We start from the raw sequence: 23,404 nt of genomic DNA on the forward strand, positions 1-23,404 counted from the left end.
GGTAGTTAGCCAACTGTTCCTCTTCTGGGTCCTCATGCCAAAAAAGCTGAAAACCAGTCACTTCTAGCAACTCGGTTTTCAACTTTTGGTTCATGATCGGTTGGATATTGAGCTCTCGACGCTCGGCCATTAACTGCAATATGGTCAAGACCAGCTCTGGCACGCCTTTCTGCTTCTTAGCAGAGCGAAGGGCCCGACTATACTGGTAGGTCTGAAGATCGTAGAGCCATTCATCATGAAGGTATTCTGTCATTAGTCTACGATCAAGGTTTCAAGACCAACTTTCATCATATCAGTGAAAGTATTTTGACGTTCTTCTGCAGTCGTATCCTCATCTGGATTAACCAAGCTATCAGAAATGGTCATGATGGCAAGGGCATCCACATGGTATTGAGCTGCCAAATAGTAAAGAGCCGCTGCTTCCATTTCCACAGCTTTTACGCCCCATTTACCAAGCTCCAAGTTCTTTTCAAAGTAGTTTGAATAGAAGACATCAGAAGACAAGACATTACCAACGTGAGTGGTCATACCAAGGTCTTTGGCAATGTGGTAGGCCTTATCTAGCAAATCAAAGCTTGCGATTTGTGGGAAATCGTATTGAGGCCAGTCGTTACGGATGATGTTTGAGTTGGTTGCGGCAGCTTGCGCCAAGACCAATTCACGGACGTGGACATCGCCATTCAAAGAACCAGCTGTACCCACACGGATCAATTTCTTCACGCCGTAGTCCACGATCAACTCACGCGCATAGATAGAGATGGATGGCATCCCCATTCCAGTCCCCATGACAGACACGCGATGACCCTTGTAAGTACCCGTGTAACCAAACATGTTCCGAACTTCGTTGAAGCAAACAGCGTCTTCTAAAAAGTTCTCAGCTATAAATTTCGCACGAAGAGGATCTCCAGGAAGGAGAATTTTATCAGCAATTTCACCTTGCTTAGCAGCAATATGGATAGACATAATTAAGATACCAAGGGCGTTAAAGAGGCAAAGTAAAAATAGGAAATCCGACAAAGATGCTACGCATCTAGAAGGATTTATCTTTTTTACACAGCCTCTAGCCCGGGTTCAATTCAAACCCGAACTACCCTTCCTTTCATTTTTTGTTTTGAAAAGCTTTCCGCTCGTGTTCAAATCAGAACACATGCTCTACCTTTCTGTGTGTATTTTTTAGAAAGCTTTCTGCTCATGTTCAAATCGCAACACAAACTCTAGCTTTCCGGATTCATCATAGAGGTCCGGCATCAAAAGTGAGGTTTATTCCAGCCCCAACAAGCCTGGTTCCTTTATATGCTTACTTAAATTATACCATAAGAAGATAGGTTTCACCTAGCTTGTAGGGTAAATCCCCTACATAAAAACTACTGAATCTTATCTAGCTGAAGACTCCTTGATTTTTTTCCCCATGAGATGATCCAATCCTTTGGAGAAACCAACAGTTAGAAAAGCTGTCAGCAAGAGATAGGGTAGAACTGTTAACCCTTGTCCCGTAAACCCAAGGACCAAGCCAGTTGCAGATAAGGGGGCCTTTAGAGTCACTGTCAAAAAGCAAACCGAACCTAGGAGAAAGAAAGCTGGAGTATTTCCAACACCAAGTACCAAAGAGATGAGGGCTGCTCCTGCCATTCCCAGTGCAAAGGAAGGCGTCAGAGTCCCTCCATAGGAACCTGCCCAAAAGGTAACCAGAACGACTAGAGCTTTTAGGGTTAATAGAAGAAAGATTGTCTGCCATGTGGCCCCATTGAGGATTTCCTGAGCCATCATCCGCCCATTTCCAAGCAGGTGGGGCTGGAAGCTCGCTAGACCAGCTAGGAAAACAAATGCTAATGGCAAAGTGATAAGAATTCGTTTGTCCTTAATTCGATGATTGGAGGCCTTCTTTGTGAAACGGGCAAAGAGCCAGGCGACTGGAGTCAGGAAGGTAATGAAGATAACCATCTGCCATAAGACTGTAGGTGACCAAGTTATTTCGGGCACTTGATAGAGGGCTCTGTCTGAAATGACCAAACCTGCCGTATAAGCAGCCACATAAGTGGTAATCCCGGCCAAGACAAAGCGTTTCATCGAAAAAGCCAGCCCCAAGGTTTCAAAGATAAAAAAGACACTGGTTAGTGGTACTTGGTAGACTGCTGCCAAGCCTGCACCAGCCCCACAAGCAATCAGAAAGATGCGGTCCTGAAACGATAAGTCTAGTGCTCGTCCAAGCGGAGTCGCCAACAAGGCCCCAATCTCCCGGGGTGCTCCTTCTTTTCCTACTGGTGCACCAGCTCCTACGGCAATGATTTGCCAGGTGGAATGGAGCATCTGCTCCCAGAAATGAAGACGAGGACGTGAAGGCTCCTCCTTCATCTGGCCCTTGATAGAAAGAATGTTTCCCTTTCGCTGGAGGAGATACCAGACCAAGGCTGAGCTGGCACCAACAAGAAACAGACTGAGCCAAATCCGTGAAGGCGCCACTCCATCCGTCAAGAAGCCAGACTGGTGCTCTGAACGACCAACAGCCAATCCTTCCACTAATTCTAATAGGTAATGAAGAAAGATACCCGCTAAACCCGAAATGAGCCCTAGCAGACAAGCTGCTAGGACTAGTCTTCGTTTATAGGGAATTGTTTGAAGAGATCTCACAATTCTTTCCAAGGTTCTTACAATTCAGCAAGAATCGCTTTTAGCAATCCTTTAAAGTCGCCTTTGACGCGCTCTGTCACTTCCACTACTTCTTCGTGGTTGAGCTCTTCTTGGAAACCAGCCGCAAAGTTAGTAATGCATGAAATACCAAGAACTTTCAAACCAGAGTGAGCAGCAACGATAACTTCTGGAACAGTTGACATACCGACAGCATCTGCTCCAAGAGTCTTATATGCACGGATTTCAGCTGGAGTTTCGTATGTAGGACCTGTCACACCGATATAAACGCCATCATCCAACTTAATGCCCAATTTGTCTGCTACTTGATGAGCAGTCTCGCGGTATTCTGGAGTGTAAGCTTTCGACATATCAGGGAAACGTGGACCAAAGTCTTCCAAGTTTTCACCGATCAATGGGTTTTGACCTGTCATGTTGATGTGGTCAGTGATAGCCATCAAGGTACCTGGTCCATATCCAATACCACCAGCAGCGTTGGTGACAAGAACCCCTTCACATCCCAAAACTTTCATGACACGAACTGGGAAAGTCACCACTTCCAATGGGTTTCCTTCGTAGAAGTGGAAACGACCTTGAAGAGCCAAGACTTTACGTCCAGCAAGATCACCATAAACCAATTTACCAGCGTGTCCGACTACTGTAGATTGACCCCAGTTTGGAATGTCAGAGTAGTCTACTACGACGGCATTTTCAATTTCTTCAGCCAATTCTCCAAGACCTGAACCAAGGATCAAACCGAACTCAGGAGCTTCGATTCCTTTGCCCTTCAAAAATGCTGCTGTTTCATTGATTTTTGCTAATAATGTCATTGTGTTCCTCCTATTATTTCTTAAGTAATGTACCGATTTTGTCAAAGGTGTTGGCATTGCGAATAGTCATCTGACGATAGAAAGGCATCTTCATCAGATGTTTGTGGTAGGCCGTTTTAGCATAGCTTGCTTCTGATAATTTCCCCCAGAAAATCGCTAGCTTGCCAAAGTGGAGCACTTCTTCTCCTAAATCTAAAGCAAGCAACTTCTCTTCTACGGATTTCCTATCCAAGCCCTCGGTGTAAAAGAGGACATCCTTACGAGCCATCTCTTCTGTCCACCAGTCCGGTAAGTTCACACATTCCGCTTCATAGTCTTCTCGACACAGGAGAGAAAAGCGCTGTATGAAAGGATAGTAGGTTTCAAAGAAGGTCGACAGCTCCTCCACTAACTGAGTCCGAGGAAGATCCGTCGTAAAGAAGATATTGCCACTATTGATGTAGGTTTCAACCTTTTCCAGCCCCAACTCTGTCAGTTCTTGACGAAGTTGCGCCATGACAACTTTATTTTTCCCACCGACATTAATGCCCCTTACCAGTAAAGCATAGCTCATCATCTTATACCAATTTATCTAAGAAACTTTCCCCAATCATGGCAGTTTCCACACCAAAGTTATCGGCAACAGTCGCCGAGATATCTGCAAAATGTCCAACTGGAATGACACCATTTCCTTTAAAAGCAGGGCTATAAGCCAAGAATGGGATGTATTCACGCGTATGGTCTGTACCAGCGTATGTAGGGTCATTTCCGTGGTCAGCCGTGATCATCAAGAGATCATCTTCTTTCATGGCAGCGATGATTTCTGGCAAGCGCTCGTCAAACTCATGCAAGCAATCGCGGTAACCGTGTGGATCACGACGGTGTCCATAAAGGGCATCGAAGTCTACCAAGTTAGTGAATGAGAAGCCATGTTTAAAGTCTTCTGATTTCATAGCCTTGATCAAGTTGTCAATACCGTGGCTGTTTGATTTGTTGTGGCCCATATCGTGGTTGATACCAGCACCATTGAAAATATCGCTGATCTTACCGACTGAGTAAGTATCGATACCAGCTTCGTTCAATTTGTCCAAAACAGTTGGAGCAAATGGTGAAACAGCCAAGTCACGACGGTTGGCCGTACGTGTGAAGTTTCCTGGCTCCCCTACATAAGGGCGAGCAATGATACGTCCAAGAAGAGCCGGACGTTCCAACGTAATAGAACGAGCGTATTCACAGATACGGTAGAGTTCATCCAAAGGAATGATGTCTTCGTGAGCTGCGATTTGAAGAACTGGGTCAGCTGATGTATAGATGATCAACTCGCCAGTTTCCATTTGGCGTGGTCCGAAGTCATCGATGACCGCTGTACCAGAATAAGGTTTGTTAGCTTCGCGGATGACCTTACGACCTGAGAATTCTTCAATCTTAGTAATAATTTCTTCTGGGAATCCACTCCAGAAAGTATCAAAGGGTTCTGTAATATTAAGGCCCATGATTTCCCAGTGACCTGTCATGGTATCTTTTCCAAGAGAGACTTCTTCTAACTTCGTAGCGTAACCAGTTGGATTGCTCTCAGCCGGAACAGTCTTCAAGGCTTGTTCACGAGGAATATTTCCAAGACCAAGCTTTGCCATGTTTGGTACATTCAAACCAACTGCTTTTGAGATGTGTCCAAGTGTGTCAGATGCGCCATCAGGTACACCGGCATTGACAAAGTTATTAGCATCTGGAGCTGCTCCGATCCCTACTGAATCCAATACAACTAAATGCATACGATTAAATTTTGGCATTTTGAATGTCTCCTTTATAATTTAAACTGAATACAGTATAACACAAATTTTTGAAAATGTAACGCTTTCATATAAAATTTTATAAATAAGTTTCGTATCCTCAGAAAAAAGGACAAAATGCCCTTTTTAAAGTGATTTGCTAATGATTTTTGGACCTTCTGGTGTCCCAACGATGACTTTGGAAACCATTCCTAAGAAAAGACCATGGTCGACAACACCGACAGTCCGGTCCAACTCTTCTGCCAAGGCTTCAGCATCTGGGATCACTTTCAAATCCAAATCAATGATAAAGTTGCCTTGGTCGGTCACAAAGCGCTGGCCATCCTTTTCACGGTAAGCTGGTGAATAGCCCTTCTTCTCAAAATGACGGAAAAGATTCTCTGCTCCGTATTGAACCACTTCTACTGGTAGTTTAAAGGCACCAAGCGTCTCCACTTGTTTAGACTCATCGACAATCCAGATGCAGTCTTTTGAGTTGGTCGCAACGATTTTCTCCATCAAGAGGGCACCGCCCCCACCTTTAATCCCGTTCAAAGCTGGGTCTACTTCATCCGCACCATCTACGGTCAAGTCTACTACTTCTACATCGTCAATGGCTTTGAGAGGAATTCCCAAACCTTCCGCCTGCTCATAAGTCACGCTTGAGGTCGTTACAGCAGTAATCTTCAAGCCTTCTTCCTTGATGCGACGTCCCAATTCAGCCACAAAATAATAAGCAGTTGACCCTGTACCAAGACCGACAATCATGCCGTCAGTAACAAACTCAGCCGCCTTAATGCCTACCTGTTCTTTTAGGTTTACCATCATAGACCTCCATTTCTATTCATATTTAGTATAGCATATTGGCCGACAGATTTCACTACTTAACTGAAAACCTTTTCAACTTCTCCTTCCAAAAGCAATATCTTGCCCCTCTTGCTAGTTTACGATAGAATAGAAGAGAATACACAGGAAAAGAGAAGATACATGATTACTAGAGAATTTGATACTATCGCTGCGATCTCGACTCCGCTCGGTGAAGGGGCTATTGGGATTGTCCGCTTGAGTGGAACAGACAGCTTTAAAATCGCACAAAAGATTTTTAAAGGAAAAGACTTGAATAGCGTGGCTAGCCATACCCTCAACTACGGCCATATCGTAGATCCAGATAAGGATGAGATCCTCGACGAAGTCATGGTCGGAGCCATGCGCTCTCCTAAGACCTTCACTCGAGAAGATATTATCGAGATCAATACCCACGGTGGGATTGCGGTGACCAATGAAATCCTACAATTAGTGATCCGCGAAGGCGCTCGATTAGCTGAACCTGGTGAATTTACCAAGCGGGCCTTCCTCAATGGTCGGGTCGATTTGACCCAGGCTGAGGCGGTCATGGACATTATCCGCGCCAAGACTGACAAGGCTATGAACATCGCTGTCAAACAGTTGGACGGATCCCTCTCTGATCTCATCAACAACACGCGCCAAGAGATCCTCAATACCCTGGCTCAGGTCGAAGTCAACATCGACTATCCTGAGTACGACGATGTAGAGGAAGCAACGACTGAGATCATCCGTGAGAAGACCACTGAGTTTGAAGCCCTCTTGACCAATCTCCTCAAGACAGCTCGTCGTGGTAAGATCCTCCGCGAAGGGATCTCTACTGCTATCATCGGCCGGCCAAACGTCGGTAAGTCTAGCCTTCTCAACAACCTCCTGCGCGAGGAAAAAGCCATCGTTACTGATATTGAAGGGACCACCCGTGACGTCATCGAGGAATACGTCAACATCAACGGGGTGCCTCTCAAGCTGGTCGATACGGCTGGGATCCGCGAGACCGAGGACATCGTCGAACGCATCGGTGTGGAGCGCTCTCGCAAAGCCCTTAAAGAAGCCGACCTGGTCCTTCTGGTCCTCAATGCCAGTGAACCCTTGACCGATCAGGATCGCCAGTTGCTGGAAATTTCTCAAGACAGCAACCGCATCATCCTCCTCAACAAGGTCGATCTCCCGCAGCAAATCGAGTTGGACGAGATTCCTGCCGATCATATCAAAATTTCCGTCCTGAAAAACCAAAATATCAACCAGATCGAAGACCGGATCAATGCCCTCTTCTTCGAAAATGCTGGACTGGTCGAGCAAGATGCTACTTACCTCTCCAATGCCCGCCACATCTCTCTCATTGAGAAAGCCGTTGAAAGCCTCCAAGCAGTCAACGAAGGCCTGGCTATGGGCATGCCAGTAGATCTACTCCAAGTCGACCTGACCCGCACTTGGGAAATCCTTGGAGAGATCACAGGAGACGCTGCTCCAGACGAGCTCATCACCCAACTCTTCAGCCAGTTCTGTCTTGGAAAATAAGATTCAAAAAAATCGTATGTTGCAAACATACGATTTTTCTATTCTTAATTTCCTTGGTCCAGACTTTGGACAGTGAGGTAGGCTTGGTAGATCAAGAAGAGTCCTACTGCTGTCAAGAATGGAATAGCGAGAGGGAGTTCTGTCTCGATTTGGCCAAATGGTGAATTACCAACAAAGTGAAGGCCAAAACCAGATACAAAATAGAACCAACCCGTCAGCATCAACTCCTTGCGACCTTTTGTCGCTTGAAGGATCAAGTAGAGACCCACCATGAAGAGGGCTGTGTAGACCCAGTGTGATACGACCCCATTCATAATCCGACCTAGAATGCCAGATACTGCGTAAGAGAAACCTTCTGGCATGTCTTGACGGATATAGGCAAAGTCCTCCACAATCTGGAAACCAAGACCAGATGCAATCGCTAAAAGGAAGATGGATTTGATCCGACGTACATTGAACAAGTAGAGGACAAAGAAGATCGGAATCAACTTGAAGGGTTCCTCAAAGAGAGGGCCTGCGATGGCACTCTCATACTGGTTCCAAAAGTCGCTATTAGGCGCTACCGCTTGAATCATCTCGTGGAAATAGGTATTGGCAAAACTAGACAACCAACCTGCGATAAATCCCCCACCTAGAAGAGAAAAAAGAACCGGAATCCAAGACAACTTCCACTTCTTGGCGAAATGAAAGAGAGCCCAAACAGCAGGAATCGCATAAACTAGGAGCAAGAGGACAGAGATACCAATGATTCCATACTGGCTGCCTGTCATCCAACCAGCTGTGATAGACTGCGTCTCATAGGCCAGACCAATCGAGAGCAAAAATAAAAATAGAAACAAAATCGATTTGCGTTTCATAAAAAACCTTTCTTTAAAACAATTAAAAAGGCTGGAAGACCAGTCTTTTTGTCTATATGGATATTGTAACAATAAAAGCTTAAAAAAACAATAAATGGCTACGGGTAATAGAGACTGCTAGTGACTGCAAATTATTGAAGGCATTTTGGGACCATTCGAAACAACACAGCTTTAAAACGGTGATGTTTGGATGGATTGGATGTGTATTGTTTTGGGACCATTCGAAACAACACAGCTCTAAAACTCACTCAACCTCCTCAACTTCCATTCCCTCGCATTCAGTTGTACAGTTACTTAAATCTTGAGAGTACAAAAACTCTTAGCCATTATTCCGCTACCACTGCAGGGTTGTACAGTTACTTAAATCTTGAGAGTACAAAAACCTCAAATTCGTCAATTTTGGTTTTTGTAGCTCAAAACCATTATAAAGTCTTAGACATAACTCGTCAATACTATTCTTCTAAATACTTCAATAACATTGGGTTGACTGGTTCAATATGGAATTTTATTTTCATTTCATACTGGTACAAATTGTTTAATATTCTCAATGCTACTTGATCCTCAATTGATAAACTCATATGAAGAATGTCAGAACTAAATAAATAAGGTCCAATCTTCCTTAAAGATGATAAAAACTCTTGTTTATTAGGTATTTGATTTATTGGATATTGATTAGTAAAACGATCATACATAAATTCTAAAGAATAAAAATGTTTTAGCTGTTTTCGCATACTCGACAATTATCTTCTTTTGTTCCTCACTCAATTTCTTGGTTTCTGTTGGAACTGTTAAATTATTTAAATCATTTAGTAAGTTAAACTCTTGAGCAGTATAGGAAGCTTTTGAAGCACGATATTCATCAGGATAAAATGTACATTTACCAATTAAAATACCAAAAATATTATCTAGGGTAGTTCCATCTGTTCTATAACGTCCATAATCGGTTCGTGATTTTTCATTCCCTGGACCATGGTAGTATTTTCATTTTCCCGTTAGTATTGTTAAATAGTCTTCTATAAACTCATCTGTAATCTTATTATTGAATTCTTGCTGTTTTCTAAGAATTCTTTCTGCTTCTTTTCTATAAGCAGATATTGAAAAAACATTGATCAATCGGCGTTTTCACCATTTTCTACTACAGTGAAATCCCCTCTAAGCTGACCATATTTTTCGAAACGATCTAGTTGAATTTGACCAGGTGTTTTTTCAGCAAGTAATTTTCTATTTTCTTCAACTGCTTTACCGTAATCAGACGATACTGTACCGCCATCCTCAGAAGCATCATCCAAATAGCTAATACCACGTCTCTTAACAATATTCTTTAAAGCGATAAACAACTCTTCATTAGTTAATTGATCATCCAACCCTTGTACACGAAGTTGATAAGGATTTAGATTAATTGACACCTTAGAGAAATCAGTTAACAAACCAAAGTCTTCAAATAAATCATGAAGACGAACACTACGATGTTTTTTCCGACGATTTAATCGTCTAGCCTGTCTACTAGTCCTTCTCTCAACATTATTGTCAGCTGTTGCAGCTGGGAAAAGACGAGAATTTGCATGAATAATTTCACCAGTATCTTTCTTTAGAATACCTACACCAACTGAAGCAACACCTATGTCTAAGCCCAAAACTAAACCATTCACAATCAAACCTCCTATTGATTATTATATTAATACAATTTTACCCCTTCCCTCCTAAAAAATCAATTCATTATATGGAGGTATTCAATTTTTTTGACTTTAAATTTAAACACAAAAAGGAACTCGCATGCACGAGTTCCTTTAAAAGGTGGATAAACTATTTTTATATAAATTTTTCTGTAAGGAAAGTCTCGAAAAAAAGAATCTCTATTCAAATAGAAAATCCCTCATCGTCATAAATTTATGTCCCCTGCCGGAATCGAACCAGCAACTACTCCTTAGGAGGGAGTTGTTATATCCATTGAACTAAGGGGACCTATAAAAAAGAAGCGAGATCACTCCCGCCTCCTTGTTCGTCTTAACGACGGATTTCTTTAATACGAGCTGCTTTACCTTGCAATGCACGAAGGTAGTACAATTTCGCACGACGTACTTTACCGTAACGTACAACTTCAATCTTTTCTACACGTGGAGTGTGTACTGGGAATGTACGTTCAACACCGACACCGTTAGAGATTTTACGAACAGTGTACATTTCAGTGTGTCCTTGACCTTTACGAGCGATAACAACGCCTTCAAAGATCTGGATACGTTCACGAGATCCTTCGACAACTTTCGCGTGTACACGAACAGTGTCACCAGGACGGAATGCAGGGATATCAGTACGAAGTTGACCTTCAGTCAAGCTTTGGATTAATGGATTCATTTTATTCTCCTATCTTCGTCAATCTTGAGGGCTACTCCCCCAGCGGATAAACTGTATTTTTGTGCTTCCATTACGCACAAAGTTTATAATACCAAAAGAATGTCCGTTTGTAAAGGATTATTGCAACTTTTTCGCAACTTTTTGCCCACCATAGATAGACAATGATGGTAAGAGATGCGTAGCGACCAGACAGCCTAGGAGAAAAGCCGGCCAATGCTGGAAGCCAAAGACCTCACACCCGATCAAGATGGGGCCAATCGTCGTCGAGGTTGCCCCTGCAAAGACTGCAGCATAGCCCAAGGCCGCTACTAGATAAACCGGAAGTCCAAAGAAAGGAGCTAGCCAGACACCTAGACTTGCCCCAATAGAAAAGAGCGGGGTCACTTCTCCTCCCTTATAGCCTGCCGCTATGGTCGTCACCGTAAAGAGGAGCTTAAGGATCCAGTCTGCTCCAGTGATCAAGCTCTTCCCATCAGCTCCCGCAAAACTTTGGGAGATCAAATTGGTCCCCAGTCCTGTATAGCGACCTGTCCCTATCAGATACAAGAGGACACTCAGTCCTAGACCGACCACTCCAATCCGCATATAGGGATTGGCAAAGGTCTTGGCAAAGCTAATTTTTAACTGCCCCAAAAGATAGGCAAAGAGCTTACCTGTCAGACCAAAGATGACTCCTAAGACCAGCAACTTCAAGATCACTTGAGGCGATAAGGAAAGCTTGTCTGAAATGACCTGGGTGAACTTCTCTAGCCCCAAGGTATGAGAGGTCCAATTAGCGACAAAGGCTGCAATGGTCGCAGGATAGAGAGCCCGCCACTCCAGTCTTCCAACCACTAAGACCTCCATAGCAAAGAAAATGGCGGCTAGAGGCGTCTGAAAGAGCCCACCAAAACCAGCAGCCATCCCAGTGACCAAATAGATCCGTGAAGCATCTGGGCCAAGTCCATCTCTTCGTAGAGCATGGGCCACTGTCCCACCGAGCTGGACCGCCACTCCTTCGCGACCAGCGGATCCACCAAAGAGATGCGTCATCCAAGTGGAGAGGATGGTCAAGGGGATCAAGCGCTTGGGAATGTTTTTCTCCCTTCCCTCACCCACTTCAAAGAGAAGTTCCATCCCTTTTTGACTCTTGCCACCATAGGTGCGATTGAGATAGGTGATCAAGATACCTGCTAGAGCCAGAAAGGGCAAGAGATATAGGAGATAGTCTGTACGAACTTCTCCAATCCCGATCAAGACACGGCCAAAAAGGGTATCAATCACCCCAACGATCGCTCCGATCATGAGGGCATCTAGGGTATACACTAAGGTTCTTTTACTCATCGTCATCTCAGCACCTAGTCCGCATCTAATTGATCGGCTTGGTAGCCTCTGGAGCGCTTCATCAAATCCCGATAAGTGGAAAGGATGGTCTCTTCATAGCGTTTTTCTTGTACCAAGCTGGCTACATTGGCTAAGACCTCATCTTCTCTAGCCCGGTCCAAGACTGGGTTTTGATGGGTTTCTTTGTAGCGAATGACACCTTCCACACAGTGCATCCGGCGTTCTAACAGACGGACCAATTCTTTATCAATGCTATCAATCTCTTGGCGAATCTTCTCTAGTTCCATACACTGGCCTCCTTACTTTTTGCTACCCATTTTATCAAATATCGGGCAATCTTACTAGCCCTATTCAGCTATTGAAGGATTTCAACCATAAAAAAGTGCCTGCAACATGCAAACACCTTTCTTAGCTATGGATTAGCCCACTTTTGCTACGACTTCTTCTGCAAAAGCTTCTAATTTTTCAATATCTTCATCTTCAGCTGACAAGTCTACCTTGACGCACTCAGAACCTTTGACCGCACCAGTCGCTGCAAAGACACGATCAAAGTCATCGACTGCCTTACAGAACTCGTCGTAGAAGGTATCACCGGATCCAACAACACCGTAGATCTTACCATTCAAGTCAAGACCCGCTAAGTCTTCATAAAAGTCTACGATTTCATCAGGAAGCTCACCATCACCGTAGGTATAGGTCGCTACGACTGCAATATCAGCTTCAAGAAAGTCCTCTGCGTCTACTGTTGTACATTCGTCGACTTCTACCTCGACACCAAGATCACGAAACTTATCTGCTACGATATCAGCAATCTCTTCGGTATTTCCTGTCATACTTGCAAAAACAATCTTTGCTAATGTCATAATTCCCTCCAAATAATAATCTTATGACATTATACCACTTTCGCGCGCATTTTGCATGGGGAAGTACTGGGAGTCTAGCATTGTTCGGAAATTGTCCACCTGAGGCTAGACAACCTTTTTCTTTTCCAAATGACCTCCTTATGCTAAAATTGAAAGAGAATTAAATGAGGTACTATATGCAGATCACACAGGACATTTTAGAGAAAATCAACCACTACGATACCATTATCCTTCACCGTCATATGAATCCCGATCCGGATGCGATTGGAAGCCAGGTCGGTCTGAAAGAAATCATCCAGACCAACTTTCCAGATAAAAGAGTCCTAGCTACCGGATATAACGAGCCGTCACTTGCTTGGATGGCTAGCATGGATACTGTAACAGATGAGGACTATGCAGGTGCCCTAGTCATTGTCTGCGATACTGCCAACACCCCTCGCATCGATGATAAACGCTACACGAGCAGCGATTTTCTGATCAAAATCGACCACCATCCAAACGACGATGCCTACGGAGATCTCCTCTGGGTAGACACAGATTCAAGCTCTACGAGTGAGCTTATCACCCTCTTTGCTCTTGAACAACAGCTTGAGATCAGTCCAGAAGCAGCCCGTCTCCTCTATGCTGGTATTGTCGGAGACACTGGACGCTTCCTCTATCCTTCGACGACCAGCCGGACTTTCGAGATGGTTGCCCACCTTCGTAGCTTTGACTTTGACTTTGCAGGTCTTTCTCGTCAGATGGACAGCATGAGCTCCAAGATCGCCAAGCTTCAAGGCTATGTCTATGACCATCTCGAAATCGATGAAAATGGAGCTAGTCGCGTAACCCTGACCCAAGAGCTCCTCAAACACTACCAAATCACAGATGCCGAGACCGCTGCGATCGTCTCAGCACCTGGTCGGATCGAAGACGTCAGCGTCTGGGCTATCTTTGTCGAGCAAGCTGATGGTCACTACCGCGTCCGTATGAGAAGTAAGGCTCTGGTGATCAATGAGATTGCAAAACGCCACGATGGTGGAGGCCACCCCCTCGCCAGTGGAGCCAATTCTTATTCCTTAGAAGAGAACGAGCAAATCTATCGGGAACTACAGGAAGTTGCCAAGGCAAAATAGATAGTGAAAATCAAGCAAGCAGGTCAGTTGTTTCTAGTGGAGACGACTGACTTTTTTCATTTTGAACAAAAAACGAATGAATCTTAATAAAATTTAGAAAAATGTGAACAATTTCTTAAAACTCCATTCCAGTTTGAGCTTATTTATGTTATAATAATCACAAAAAAAGGAGACCTATTATGCATAAGCATCGTATTTTTATCATCGTCGCAGCAGCTCTTGCTATTATTTCTAGCTTCTTGCCATGGGGTTCATTTAATGCTGGAGCCTTCGGAAGTTACAGTGTCAGTGGAACACATGGTGGAGATGGATGGTTCATCATCGTCCTATCTATTGGGGCCATCGTCCTAGCTTGCCTTTCAAATATTACTTCACCTATGAACAAAAATTTTTCCATCGGTGTTATCGTTATCGGTGTACTCGAATCCATCTTAACTCTCGTTAATATGATTAATGTCGGAAAATATGCTATTAACTTTGGTGACTATGGTGTTTCTATTGGTTTTGGTTTGATTCTTGCTGTTCTTGCAAGTATCGCTACTGTTATCGCAGGACTCCTTGCCATGTCTGGTGGTAAAATCACTAAAGGAACATTCCAAGAACTTGCATCAACAGGTAAAGGTTTTGTTCAGTCTGTTGCATCATCTGTCCAATCACCTCAACAACCAGGTCAACCTGGACAACAACAATGGCAACAACCACAACAAGGGTTTGGACATCCTGCTCCAGGACAAGGGTTCCAACAAGCGCCTCAACAACCTCAACAGCCGCAACAACCACAACCAGGGTTCCAACAAGCGCCTCAACAACCGCAACAAGGATTCCAACAAGCACCTCAACAACCTCAACAAGGGTTCCAACAAGCACCTCAACAACCGCAACAAGGGTTCCAACAAGCGCCGCAACAGCCGCAACAGGGGTTCCAACAAGCGCCTCGACAGCCGCAACAAGGATTCCAACAAGCACCGCAACAACCTTGGCAACCACAACAACCTTGGCAACCACAACAACCTTGGCAACCACAACAACCAGAACAGCCAACTACTGAACCTGGTCAAGAATAAACAGATTTCTATTGATCTTACATGTCTAATATTTCCTTTCTAGGACTGTTAGACAGAGTGGGAAAAGCTTACCTAATTGGATAAGCTTCTCTCACTTTTTTCTTTATAAAATGCGAAAAATTTGGTAAAAATCCTTGCCAAACTCTTTTGTTTTTGATAAACTAGCTTAGTAACAATCTATGGCTCGGAAAGAGACCATGGCAGAAAGGAATTATTGCAAAATGAAAAAAGATATCCATCCAGAATATCGCCCTGTTGTCTTCATGGACACTACTACTGGTTATAAGTTCCTTAGTGGTTCAACTAAGTACTCTAACGAGACTGTTGAATTCGAAGGTGAAACTTACCCATTGATCCGTGTTGAAATTTCATCAGACTCACACCCATTCTACACTGGACGTCAAAAGTTCACTCAAGCAGATGGACGTGTGGATCGTTTCAACAAAAAATACGGTCTCAAATAAGAAACGTATCAAAACCACTTCCACTTGGCAGTGGTTTTTTCTTGTCCTTCTCAGCACTAAAATACCGCCCCTTCAGGCTTTCTGAAAGAGCGGTATTCTTATTATTCGTAATCGCCACCGGTAAAGTTGAAGTATTCTTCTAGGCTTTTTCCTGAAGCTGCGACATCTTTTGCATCTTCTCCGATATAGCGAAGGTGCCAGCTTTCAGGCATGTAACCTGTGCTCGCTTCTTTTCCTTCTTGATAACGGACGATAAAGCCATACTTAGCAGCATTCTTGAGCAACCATTTACTTGCGCCTGCTTCTTGGACCAGATTGCCACTAGTATCGATGAGGTCAAATGCTAGACCTGTCTGGTGCTCACTATAGCCAGGACGAGCTGAGTAGCGATCTGCTGCAGCTGCACCGTCTTGATTGACATAGCTTTGGTAGAGATCAACCTGGGTTTCATAACTGCGGAAACCACTGTACTGATCGCTAATAGCATAGCCTTCAGCCTGCATGGCAGCAATCAACTCGTGCAAGGCCGCAACAGCTGTTGGATCCTCACCTGGATTGTAGTCTGCAGCTAAGGGATAGTGCTTGTTGGCGATGACGATATCTCCAGACTTCCCTTGGACACTGTAATAAGAACCATTGAAGGAAACACCTTTGTCTACTGTGACTTCACCAGCCTTCTTCGTTGACTTTTCGTTATCATCAGACGAACTTGCTTCAGATGATCTTCTTTCTTTTCTAGTGGATGACTGATCGACTTGCTTACTGGAAGCAGGCTCATTTTGTACCGAGTTCTTTGAATCGTTCTGTTGGCCACAAGCTCCCAGACTCAATATGAGAAGACCTGCAAGCGTCAATTTTTTCATGCTTAATTTCATCATTAATCTCCTAATTGCCAGCTGTGACCGTAATAGCCGTAATCACGTAGGTATCCCCTACTGGTTTTAGAGTATAGGTCTTGTCCTTGCTACTCTGGCTATCTTTTCGGCTGGTCACATAGTGTACAGTATATTCTTCATGGGTTTTCACGATAATGGATCCGTTCTCTTCAGTAACACTAAGAACATTAAAAACACCTGGTGTATAGTAGTCAATTTCAGCCTTCTTGACTCCTCCACCTGTTGTCCACTCCACCATTTCCTTGTAGGCGTCACTTGAAGTGTCATAGTACTTGGAGTAGTTGTTGGATCTACTTGAGACAGATGAGAAGACATCTGTGCGGTAGTCTTGAAGGAAGGAGGTTACAGAGGCCTTTTTCTCTTCAGCCTTCTTAGCTTCTTCTTCCTTAGCTTTACGTGCAGTCTCAGCATCCTTCAATCGTTTAATAACATCTTTAGAAAGTTTCAAAGTGATGACTTCATCATCATCTGAAGTTTCTCCAATAGTGACTTTTGCCTTTTCAGTTGTATAGCTCTCACCATTCAAGTTAAAAACAGCGTGAACTTCTATTTCTTGATGGGCCACTACATCAACTTCAAATAAGGTGCTTGTGCCGACTTCCTTACCATTAACTGCAACCTTAATGTCAGTTGGATTGCTGACTTCTTCCGGGAATTCAACCTCAAGAAGACGTTTCTCCGAATTAAAAGTCAAGTCCAGCTTATTTTTAGAGGCCTGAGCCGGATCTAACTTCACACCACTAGAGATCTTTCCAACTTCGGTCTTCCCATCTAGTTGCATGTCACGTGAAGCAAAGTGAACCTTTCCAAGCTTGGTCGTTTGGTTCTTCTTGAGCACTGTCGACTCTTTTTCGCTGGTCTTAAGCTTGGCATCATCTAGATTCGTGATCGCTGCGACTTCAAGTGGATAAGTCGTAATGCGGTATTCTTGAAAAATACCAAATTTCTTATTCGCTTTCTCAATTCCAATCAGCAGATTCTGTTTTTTATCCTTGACAATCCCTGTTTTTGAAGACTGGGCGATATGATCTAATTCGTAAATGACATCGATCTTCTGAGAAGTCATATAGTCTAGTAAGCTTTGAGCTTCTTCCTTGGTCCACTTATCCTTGTCACTAGAAAGAATGCTAGCTACTTCTCGATAATCCTTATGTTCAATAGCCGTAACCAATTTATCTACTGTAACCTGTGGGCCGGTTGTTGACGAGAAGTAATAACCTAGACCAGACAAAATCAAGACCAATAAAGCAAGTAGACTAAAGAGAAAGACTTTCTTTTTCTTACCCTTTTTCTTGCCTTTCTTAACAGAGTCCTCTTGTTCGAGCGCATTTGCTGTCACCATTGTTTCAACTGGCTGGGGCAGGATTTCTGGTGCCTCTGATGAGCTTGTCACTGGGGCCAAGACATGTGTTGTTTGATTGTCCTCTTCCAACTCAACTGAAGAAGCAGGTACTTCAACGATTTCAAAATTCTGACTTCGTGCAGCTTCAATCTCTTCAGAAACTGGTGATCGTCCATAAAGAGTAACGAAGCGCTCTTCCCAAGCCTGTTGGAGAGGATTTACAACCTCTTCTACCGGTTCCTGGTTTCCTAGTCCTGTAGGTTCCGTTGGTACCTGATCAATCGCCACTCCTGCAATCGATTTGATTGCCTTAAAATCAAAGCCAGTCTCTCTTCCTGCAATAAATTCTTCAGCAGTCGGTTTACGACCGATTACTTTTTCAAATAATTCTACCCATTTCTTTTGCATGAATCTTTTCTCCCTCACTATAAAATAGGGAAAGTGGATCTCCCACCTTCCATTTCATGGTATATCTAGAATCTAAAGTTTGAGAAACTTGGAGTATTTGGAATAAAACCTGCAGCTACTTGTTCTAAAATACGAGCATTCACATAAAGGACAAAGATTGCAATGAGAAACACGATTATAGATGATGCCATCAAAAGCAAAAATCTGTCAGCTTTTAAGCTTGATTTGTTCAAACCTAGGTGAACTACATAGCAAGTCCCAACAAAGAATAATAAGAAAATGAGGTAGTTTACTAATCCATAAAATTCATAAACTTTAATAAGTCCTGTTAAGAAAGCAAGCAGAGCAAGTGGTAAATTGTAGACGGATAAGCGTCCAAACTCTTCAAATGAGCGACCATAACTATATTCCTTGTCTTGAAGAACCACGCGACGGACAAAGAATCCTGTTACTTGGAAAGCATAAATAGTAAAGAACATTGAAATCAATGTTAACATAAAGGCACGGAAGTCCATTCCATATCCGCCTGTAAAACCACTAGCTGTGAAAAAAGTTGCCAAGGTCAAGACAAAAGCTGTCAAGACATATTGCAAAATTCCATTGAGAGCTTTTGTATTATACTCTGCCGACGGACGTTTCAAGGCTGAAAGGAACCAATTCCAATAACCACCAACAGCTATTCCAAATTGACTTGGTTGTGCATAATAGGCTTGACCTGGTTGAGGTTGACCTGGATAAGGTGCTTGTTGGAATCCTTGACCTGGAGCTTGACCTGGAGCTGGTTGACCAAATCCTGGTTGTGGCTGTTGTTGAGGCGCTTGTTGGAAGCTATTTGGTTGAGCACCAAAGGCTGGCGCTTCTGGAGCAGCAGTGAAATGTGGTGCTTCTTGTACTGGTGCTTCTGGGGCAACATTAAACTGTGGCGCTTCTTGTACTGGTGCTTCTGGAGCAGCAGTGTATTGTGGTGCCTCTTGCACTGGTGCTTCTGGTTCAGCAGCGAATTGTGGCGCTTCTTGCACAGGTGCTTCTGGCGCTGCAGCAAATTGTGGCGCTTCTTGCACTGGCGCTTCTGGGGCAGCAGCAAATTGTGGTGCTTCTTGCACTGGTGCTTCTGGGGCAGCAGCGAATTGTGGTGCTGCTGGAGCTGGTGCTGCTGGGGCTGCAACGTACTGTGAAGTCACTTCTTCTGGTGCAGCTGGAGCAGCAACAAAGCCAGCGTTTGTTTGCTCTGGAGCCACTGGAGCACCTACAAATTGTGAAGTTTCTTGGGCTACCTGTTCTTCTTGGAACTCACCTGCAGCCAATGCTTGAGCAATCTCTGCTTCAGTTGCTGAACGACCGTTCACAGCTTCAAAGTAATCAAGCCAATCCTGTTTGATCATAAAATAATCTCCTTATAAAACAAAATACAGATATATTATATAAAAATTTCCACTAGAATTCAATGTTCTACCGGAATCCACAAGCTGCGATCTCGCAACTAGTCAAATGCATCCATGCCACCTTGGACGTTGGTCACGTCATAACCCGCTTCTGCCAAAAATTGGCAGGCGCGAGCCGAGCGTCGACCAGACTTGCAGATGACATAATAGGCTTGCTCCTTGTCTAGTTCTGCGTACCGTTCTGCCAACACTGATAAGGGAAGCAAGGTCACTCCGTCCAGATGGAGGGCATCATATTCCTCCTGCTCACGGACATCGAGGACTTGGATTTCTCCTGCCTGGTACTTTGCTAAAAAGTCATTAAATGGAATTTCTTTCATGATTTCTCCTTTTTGATGCCACTATGGCAAGGTTAGTATTTCATAGTTAAAGTCAATGGACTCTAAAAAGCGGAATAGGTCTTGGGTTTTGATAAAGATGGTCTTTTCATTGGTGTTCGGATGGAAGGTCATGATCTCCTCTGACACAATGTCCTGATCGAAATAGACGAGAATATCTTTTTCTTCATTGTTTAACAAGCCAAATGGAGATACCGTCCCTGCTGGTAATTGCATTTTTTCAGCTAGCGATTCAGCTGAAGCCATTCGGATCCGATTGGCTCCAACTTGCTCTTTGAAATCATCCATGTCCAAGGGTTTCTGGTCATCCATGATGAGCAGATAGTACTGAGTTTTCTTTTTGTTGGTCAAAAACATGGACTTTGTTCGGACACCTTCTAAACCTTCAATATAGGAATCGGCTTGCTCAGTCGTGAAGGCAGGTGGATGCTCCACCACATCAAATTCAATCCCGAGTTCGTCCAATTTGTCTTTGACTTTTTGATATGCATCCATGGCAATACCTCCTATTGTGGTTATCACTCATTATTCTTTTTGAACTCTCTTAAAATCTGCTGAACCCGAGCCTGGAGATCGGGTACTACTTCTGCATCAAACCAGGGGTTCTTGGCCATCCAGATCTGATTGCGAGGAGAAGGATGGACCAGAGGGAAATAATCTGGCAGATAGTCCTTATACCGACGTACCCGCTCTGTCACCTTGCCACTGACCTTCTCATGGAGGTAGTAGGCTTGGGCATACTGGCCAATCAAGAGTGTCAACTCTATATCCGGACACTCCTTGAGGAGTTGAGGGTGCCACTTTTCCGCAAAGCCCTTGCGAGGTGGCAGGTCCCCTGACTTACCATGCCCTGGAAAATAAAAGTCCATGGGAATGACCGCAAATAGACCCGAATGATAGAAGGTTACTTCATCGACTCCTAACCACTCCCTTAGACGGTCTCCACTCTTGTCCTTCCAATAGAGGCCTGCTTCTTGGGTCTTGAGACCAGGAGCCTGACCAATAATATTGATCCGAGCTGTTTTTGGCGCCGCAAATAAGGGCTCGATCCCTTTATCCGTATAGTCTTTGTTTTGTGGATCAGCCATAATGGCCTCTTTGATCCGCTCTAGTTGCTCCATTTCTCCTCCTCTAAGCAAAAACTCAGCCAGCAAGTGCCGACTGAGTAGCGTCTTATTTGATGAGTTCGTAGATGGCTTCTGCGTAGATTGCAGCTGCACGGTAGAGATCTTCTACATCCGCAAATTCATTGGCTTGGTGCATGGTGTTCACATAGTCTGGGAACATGGCACCGAAGGCAACCCCACGTTTCAATAGACGACCAAAGGTTCCGCCACCGATTACTTGCTCATGACCTTTCAGTCCGGTTTGTTTTTCATAGACACGCAAAAGCGTTGAGACCAATTCATCTTCCATTGGAACATAGTGAGGGGTGTGGCCGTGAGCAGACAAGCTGACGGACGCCACTCCTTCTACTTTTTCAAGTCCAGCTTTGATGGTTTCTGGATCTGTTCCTTTAGGGTAACGAATGTTCAAGGCGATGGTGTTATCTGAGCTGTTTTCGTCGAAGTTGAAGACACCCGCATTCATGCTGAGAGCCCCCATCTTCTCATCTGTATGGGCAATGCCGAGCTTCTCACCAGCAAAGTCTTCATGAAGAAGAGATGCTGACACTTTCAAGTATGCTTTGGCATCTCCACCGAAGTCAAACTGGTTCAAGAAGAGAGCCAAATAAGTTGCTCCATTGATTCCAGCTTCTGGAGTAGAGCCATGGGCAGATTTCCCGATAATGGTAACTTTAAATTTACCGTCATCCTCTGTTGCCACTTCATAACGAAGTTGGTGTTCATTGGCAAAGGCCTCCAAGAGACTAGCTAGATCTGGTAATTGGCCAGAAACGACTGCTGTCGCTGACTCTGGTACCATGTTTTCACGAAGGCCACCGGTGAAGCTATGAAGATGCGCTTGACCTGTGTTTTGACCACCGAAGTGAAGGTACTCGGTAATGTTTCCTTTTTCTCCGTTGATGATTGGGAATTCTGCATCTGGAGAGAAGCCAAAGTCTGGATCAGGAAGACCGACATGTTTGAAATAGTAGTCCATATCGCCCCAACCAGATTCTTCATCTGTACCGACCACAAAGCGCACGCGCTTAGATACTGGCAATCCCAGAACCTTGATGATCTTCAAACCGTAGTAACAAGCTACTGTAGGCCCCTTGTCATCTGATGAGCCACGCGCATAGAGCTTGCCATCGATAATCTCAGGTTTGTAAGGGTCTGTATTCCAGCCACTACCTGCAGGTACCACGTCCATGTGAGCAAAGATTCCGAGCTCTTCTTCCCCTTGTCCGAAGGTGAAGTGACCAGCATAGTTGTCCACGTTGGTTGTTTCGTAGCCATCACGCTTAGCAATTTCCAAGAATTTCTCAAGAGCTTTGACGGGTCCAGGTCCGTAAGGGTGAGTCGCATCTGCCTGGCTGTCATCCCGTTCTGAGTTGATTTCCAAGAGGCTGAAAAGGTCAGCCATCATTTCTTCGCGACGTTTTTCTACTTCTGCTTCAAAGTCAATTGTTGTCATGCATTCCTCCGTTATTTCGATTTAAATTGAACACCCCAAAATCCCATCAGCGACTATCTACCAGCCTGCCAAAGGATTCTAGAAAACCGGACTTGTATTGTACGAGACGAGGACCATCCGGTTCTTTCTGTTGTTATTAGCGTTTTTCGATGATTTCGTCTACTGGCAAGCGGTAGCTAGGTTCTACCTTCTCTGCTGCGTAACCAACCGTGATCAAGAGTTCTGGACGGAAACGCTCTTCGATTTCCAAGACTTCGTTGATTTTTGATTTGTCAAAGCCAAGGATGATGTTTGAGCCGATCCCTTGGTCCGTCAAGGCCAATACCAGGTTCATTGCGACCAATCCAGCATTCAATGCCAAGTAATCGCTGATCTGTTGTTCATTGTAGCGAGCATATTCTGCAGGTAGGTTTTGCATGAAGTATTGCAACTGCTCATCTGAGAAGTTCTTGACCCCACCAACACGCGCAATCTTCCGAGCTCGACGTTGCAAATCGGTATCCGTAAAGAGAGCGATGGTCACAGGTGCTTCCATGACTTGGTCATAGTTTCCCCCATAGGCTAGTTTAGCCAATTCCGCATTTTTCTGACGAACGACCACGAATTTCCATGGTTGGCTATTGTGCGCACTTGGTGCCAAGGTCGCAATTTCAATAGCTGTCCGCACATCCTTTGGATCGACCGGTTGGTCTGTGAAATGCTTGATCGCATGACGTTTTTTGTTGAGTTCTAGGAATTTCATAGTCAACTTCCTTTTCTAATTCTATTACCTCTATTTTAACACAAAATGAAAGAG

At 44.2% G+C, this 23,404-nt stretch carries 24 protein-coding genes, 1 tRNA gene and 2 pseudogenes; 4 read left to right on the forward strand and 23 right to left on the reverse strand.

Annotated elements, in window-relative coordinates; translation table 11 throughout:
• The 7 genes and pseudogenes from QZ158_RS03010 to rpiA form a co-directional block, all read right to left on the reverse strand.
• Window positions 1-253: pseudogene (locus QZ158_RS03010) on the reverse strand (hypothetical protein); the annotation flags it as partial.
• A complete protein-coding gene (gene deoD / locus QZ158_RS03015; RefSeq protein ID WP_293874659.1) occupies window positions 253-963 on the reverse strand; it encodes a purine-nucleoside phosphorylase in 711 nt (236 codons plus the stop codon). The pseudogene QZ158_RS03010 and the gene deoD, both read right to left, overlap by 1 nt.
• Window positions 964-1,374: 411 nt before the next feature.
• Window positions 1,375-2,628, reverse strand: a complete 1,254-nt coding sequence (locus QZ158_RS03020; RefSeq protein WP_293874661.1) for a chloride channel protein — start codon at window positions 2,626-2,628, stop codon at window positions 1,375-1,377.
• 17 nt (window positions 2,629-2,645) lie between these two features.
• Window positions 2,646-3,455: a purine-nucleoside phosphorylase gene (locus QZ158_RS03025; RefSeq protein ID WP_293874663.1), complete on the reverse strand. Its 810-nt coding sequence runs from the start codon at window positions 3,453-3,455 to the stop codon at window positions 2,646-2,648.
• 13 nt (window positions 3,456-3,468) lie between these two features.
• On the reverse strand, window positions 3,469-4,011 hold the full coding sequence (locus QZ158_RS03030; protein WP_293874665.1) for a DUF1697 domain-containing protein: 543 nt from the start codon (window positions 4,009-4,011) through the stop codon (window positions 3,469-3,471).
• Between the two features lies 1 nt (window position 4,012).
• Window positions 4,013-5,224, reverse strand: coding sequence for a phosphopentomutase (locus QZ158_RS03035; RefSeq protein WP_293874667.1), 1,212 nt, complete (start codon window positions 5,222-5,224; stop codon window positions 4,013-4,015).
• A 126-nt stretch (window positions 5,225-5,350) separates the two neighbouring features.
• On the reverse strand, window positions 5,351-6,028 hold the full coding sequence (gene rpiA, locus QZ158_RS03040) for a ribose-5-phosphate isomerase RpiA (protein ID WP_040803071.1): 678 nt from the start codon (window positions 6,026-6,028) through the stop codon (window positions 5,351-5,353).
• A gap of 162 nt (window positions 6,029-6,190) precedes the next feature.
• Here rpiA and mnmE point away from each other — a divergent pair, with 162 nt between their 5' ends.
• The gene (gene mnmE / locus QZ158_RS03045; RefSeq protein WP_293874669.1) at window positions 6,191-7,564 is read left to right on the forward strand and encodes a tRNA uridine-5-carboxymethylaminomethyl(34) synthesis GTPase MnmE; all 1,374 of its coding nucleotides are present in this window, start codon (window positions 6,191-6,193) and stop codon (window positions 7,562-7,564) included.
• Window positions 7,565-7,608: 44 nt separating this feature from the next.
• Here the strand turns inward: mnmE and QZ158_RS03050 are convergent, their stop codons facing one another.
• From QZ158_RS03050 to QZ158_RS03085, 8 genes and pseudogenes are all read right to left on the reverse strand, one after another.
• The gene (locus tag QZ158_RS03050) at window positions 7,609-8,421 is read right to left on the reverse strand and encodes a PrsW family glutamic-type intramembrane protease (RefSeq protein WP_293874671.1); all 813 of its coding nucleotides are present in this window, start codon (window positions 8,419-8,421) and stop codon (window positions 7,609-7,611) included.
• Between the two features lie 452 nt (window positions 8,422-8,873).
• Entirely contained in the window at window positions 8,874-9,152 is a 279-nt protein-coding gene (gene csn2-St / locus QZ158_RS03055) for a CRISPR-associated protein Csn2-St (protein WP_366928175.1), read from the reverse strand.
• Window positions 9,133-10,070, reverse strand: a pseudogene (cas9, locus tag QZ158_RS03060) (type II CRISPR RNA-guided endonuclease Cas9); the annotation flags it as partial. The pseudogene cas9 and the gene csn2-St, both read right to left, overlap by 20 nt.
• Window positions 10,071-10,311: 241 nt before the next feature.
• Window positions 10,312-10,383 (reverse strand) — tRNA-Arg (locus QZ158_RS03065).
• 42 nt (window positions 10,384-10,425) lie between these two features.
• The gene (gene rplS, locus QZ158_RS03070) at window positions 10,426-10,773 is read right to left on the reverse strand and encodes a 50S ribosomal protein L19 (protein WP_003003254.1); all 348 of its coding nucleotides are present in this window, start codon (window positions 10,771-10,773) and stop codon (window positions 10,426-10,428) included.
• A gap of 117 nt (window positions 10,774-10,890) precedes the next feature.
• Window positions 10,891-12,102, reverse strand: coding sequence for a chloride channel protein (locus QZ158_RS03075; protein WP_293874675.1), 1,212 nt, complete (start codon window positions 12,100-12,102; stop codon window positions 10,891-10,893).
• Window positions 12,103-12,110: 8 nt separating this feature from the next.
• Entirely contained in the window at window positions 12,111-12,383 is a 273-nt protein-coding gene (locus QZ158_RS03080) for a chorismate mutase (RefSeq protein ID WP_293874677.1), read from the reverse strand.
• Window positions 12,384-12,515: 132 nt separating this feature from the next.
• Window positions 12,516-12,959, reverse strand: coding sequence for a flavodoxin (locus tag QZ158_RS03085; RefSeq protein WP_023026746.1), 444 nt, complete (start codon window positions 12,957-12,959; stop codon window positions 12,516-12,518).
• Window positions 12,960-13,135: 176 nt separating this feature from the next.
• Here QZ158_RS03085 and QZ158_RS03090 point away from each other — a divergent pair, with 176 nt between their 5' ends.
• From QZ158_RS03090 to QZ158_RS03100, 3 genes are all read left to right on the forward strand, one after another.
• Window positions 13,136-14,074, forward strand: coding sequence for a bifunctional oligoribonuclease/PAP phosphatase NrnA (locus QZ158_RS03090; protein WP_293874722.1), 939 nt, complete (start codon window positions 13,136-13,138; stop codon window positions 14,072-14,074).
• A 179-nt stretch (window positions 14,075-14,253) separates the two neighbouring features.
• Entirely contained in the window at window positions 14,254-15,138 is an 885-nt protein-coding gene (locus QZ158_RS03095) for a hypothetical protein (RefSeq protein WP_293874680.1), read from the forward strand.
• Between the two features lie 221 nt (window positions 15,139-15,359).
• Complete coding sequence (locus tag QZ158_RS03100) at window positions 15,360-15,602, forward strand: type B 50S ribosomal protein L31 (RefSeq protein ID WP_023023047.1); 243 nt, start codon at window positions 15,360-15,362, stop codon at window positions 15,600-15,602.
• Between the two features lie 101 nt (window positions 15,603-15,703).
• Here QZ158_RS03100 and ldcB read toward each other — a convergent pair whose 3' ends face one another.
• The 8 genes from ldcB to QZ158_RS03140 form a co-directional block, all read right to left on the reverse strand.
• Complete coding sequence (gene ldcB, locus QZ158_RS03105) at window positions 15,704-16,477, reverse strand: LD-carboxypeptidase LdcB/DacB (protein ID WP_293874686.1); 774 nt, start codon at window positions 16,475-16,477, stop codon at window positions 15,704-15,706.
• Window positions 16,478-16,487: 10 nt separating this feature from the next.
• On the reverse strand, window positions 16,488-18,248 hold the full coding sequence (locus tag QZ158_RS03110; RefSeq protein WP_293874688.1) for a hypothetical protein: 1,761 nt from the start codon (window positions 18,246-18,248) through the stop codon (window positions 16,488-16,490).
• A gap of 65 nt (window positions 18,249-18,313) precedes the next feature.
• Window positions 18,314-19,630 (reverse strand): DUF6574 domain-containing protein, encoded by a 1,317-nt coding sequence (locus tag QZ158_RS03115; RefSeq protein WP_293874690.1) that lies wholly within the window; start codon window positions 19,628-19,630, stop codon window positions 18,314-18,316.
• Window positions 19,631-19,728: 98 nt separating this feature from the next.
• Window positions 19,729-20,010 carry a rhodanese-like domain-containing protein gene (locus QZ158_RS03120; protein WP_293874692.1) on the reverse strand — a complete coding sequence of 94 codons (282 nt, stop codon included), beginning with the start codon at window positions 20,008-20,010 and terminating at the stop codon, window positions 19,729-19,731.
• A gap of 21 nt (window positions 20,011-20,031) precedes the next feature.
• Window positions 20,032-20,523 (reverse strand): prolyl-tRNA synthetase associated domain-containing protein, encoded by a 492-nt coding sequence (locus QZ158_RS03125; RefSeq protein ID WP_272078626.1) that lies wholly within the window; start codon window positions 20,521-20,523, stop codon window positions 20,032-20,034.
• 23 nt (window positions 20,524-20,546) lie between these two features.
• Window positions 20,547-21,149, reverse strand: coding sequence for a uracil-DNA glycosylase family protein (locus tag QZ158_RS03130; protein ID WP_293874695.1), 603 nt, complete (start codon window positions 21,147-21,149; stop codon window positions 20,547-20,549).
• A gap of 52 nt (window positions 21,150-21,201) precedes the next feature.
• Entirely contained in the window at window positions 21,202-22,608 is a 1,407-nt protein-coding gene (gene pepV / locus QZ158_RS03135) for a dipeptidase PepV (protein ID WP_293874697.1), read from the reverse strand.
• A gap of 136 nt (window positions 22,609-22,744) precedes the next feature.
• Window positions 22,745-23,350, reverse strand: coding sequence for a nitroreductase family protein (locus QZ158_RS03140; RefSeq protein WP_293874699.1), 606 nt, complete (start codon window positions 23,348-23,350; stop codon window positions 22,745-22,747).
• Window positions 23,351-23,404: the final 54 nt, after the last annotated feature.

This window comes from Streptococcus sp. A12 (assembly GCF_905372335.1).
Taxonomy (GTDB): Bacteria; Bacillota; Bacilli; order Lactobacillales; family Streptococcaceae; genus Streptococcus.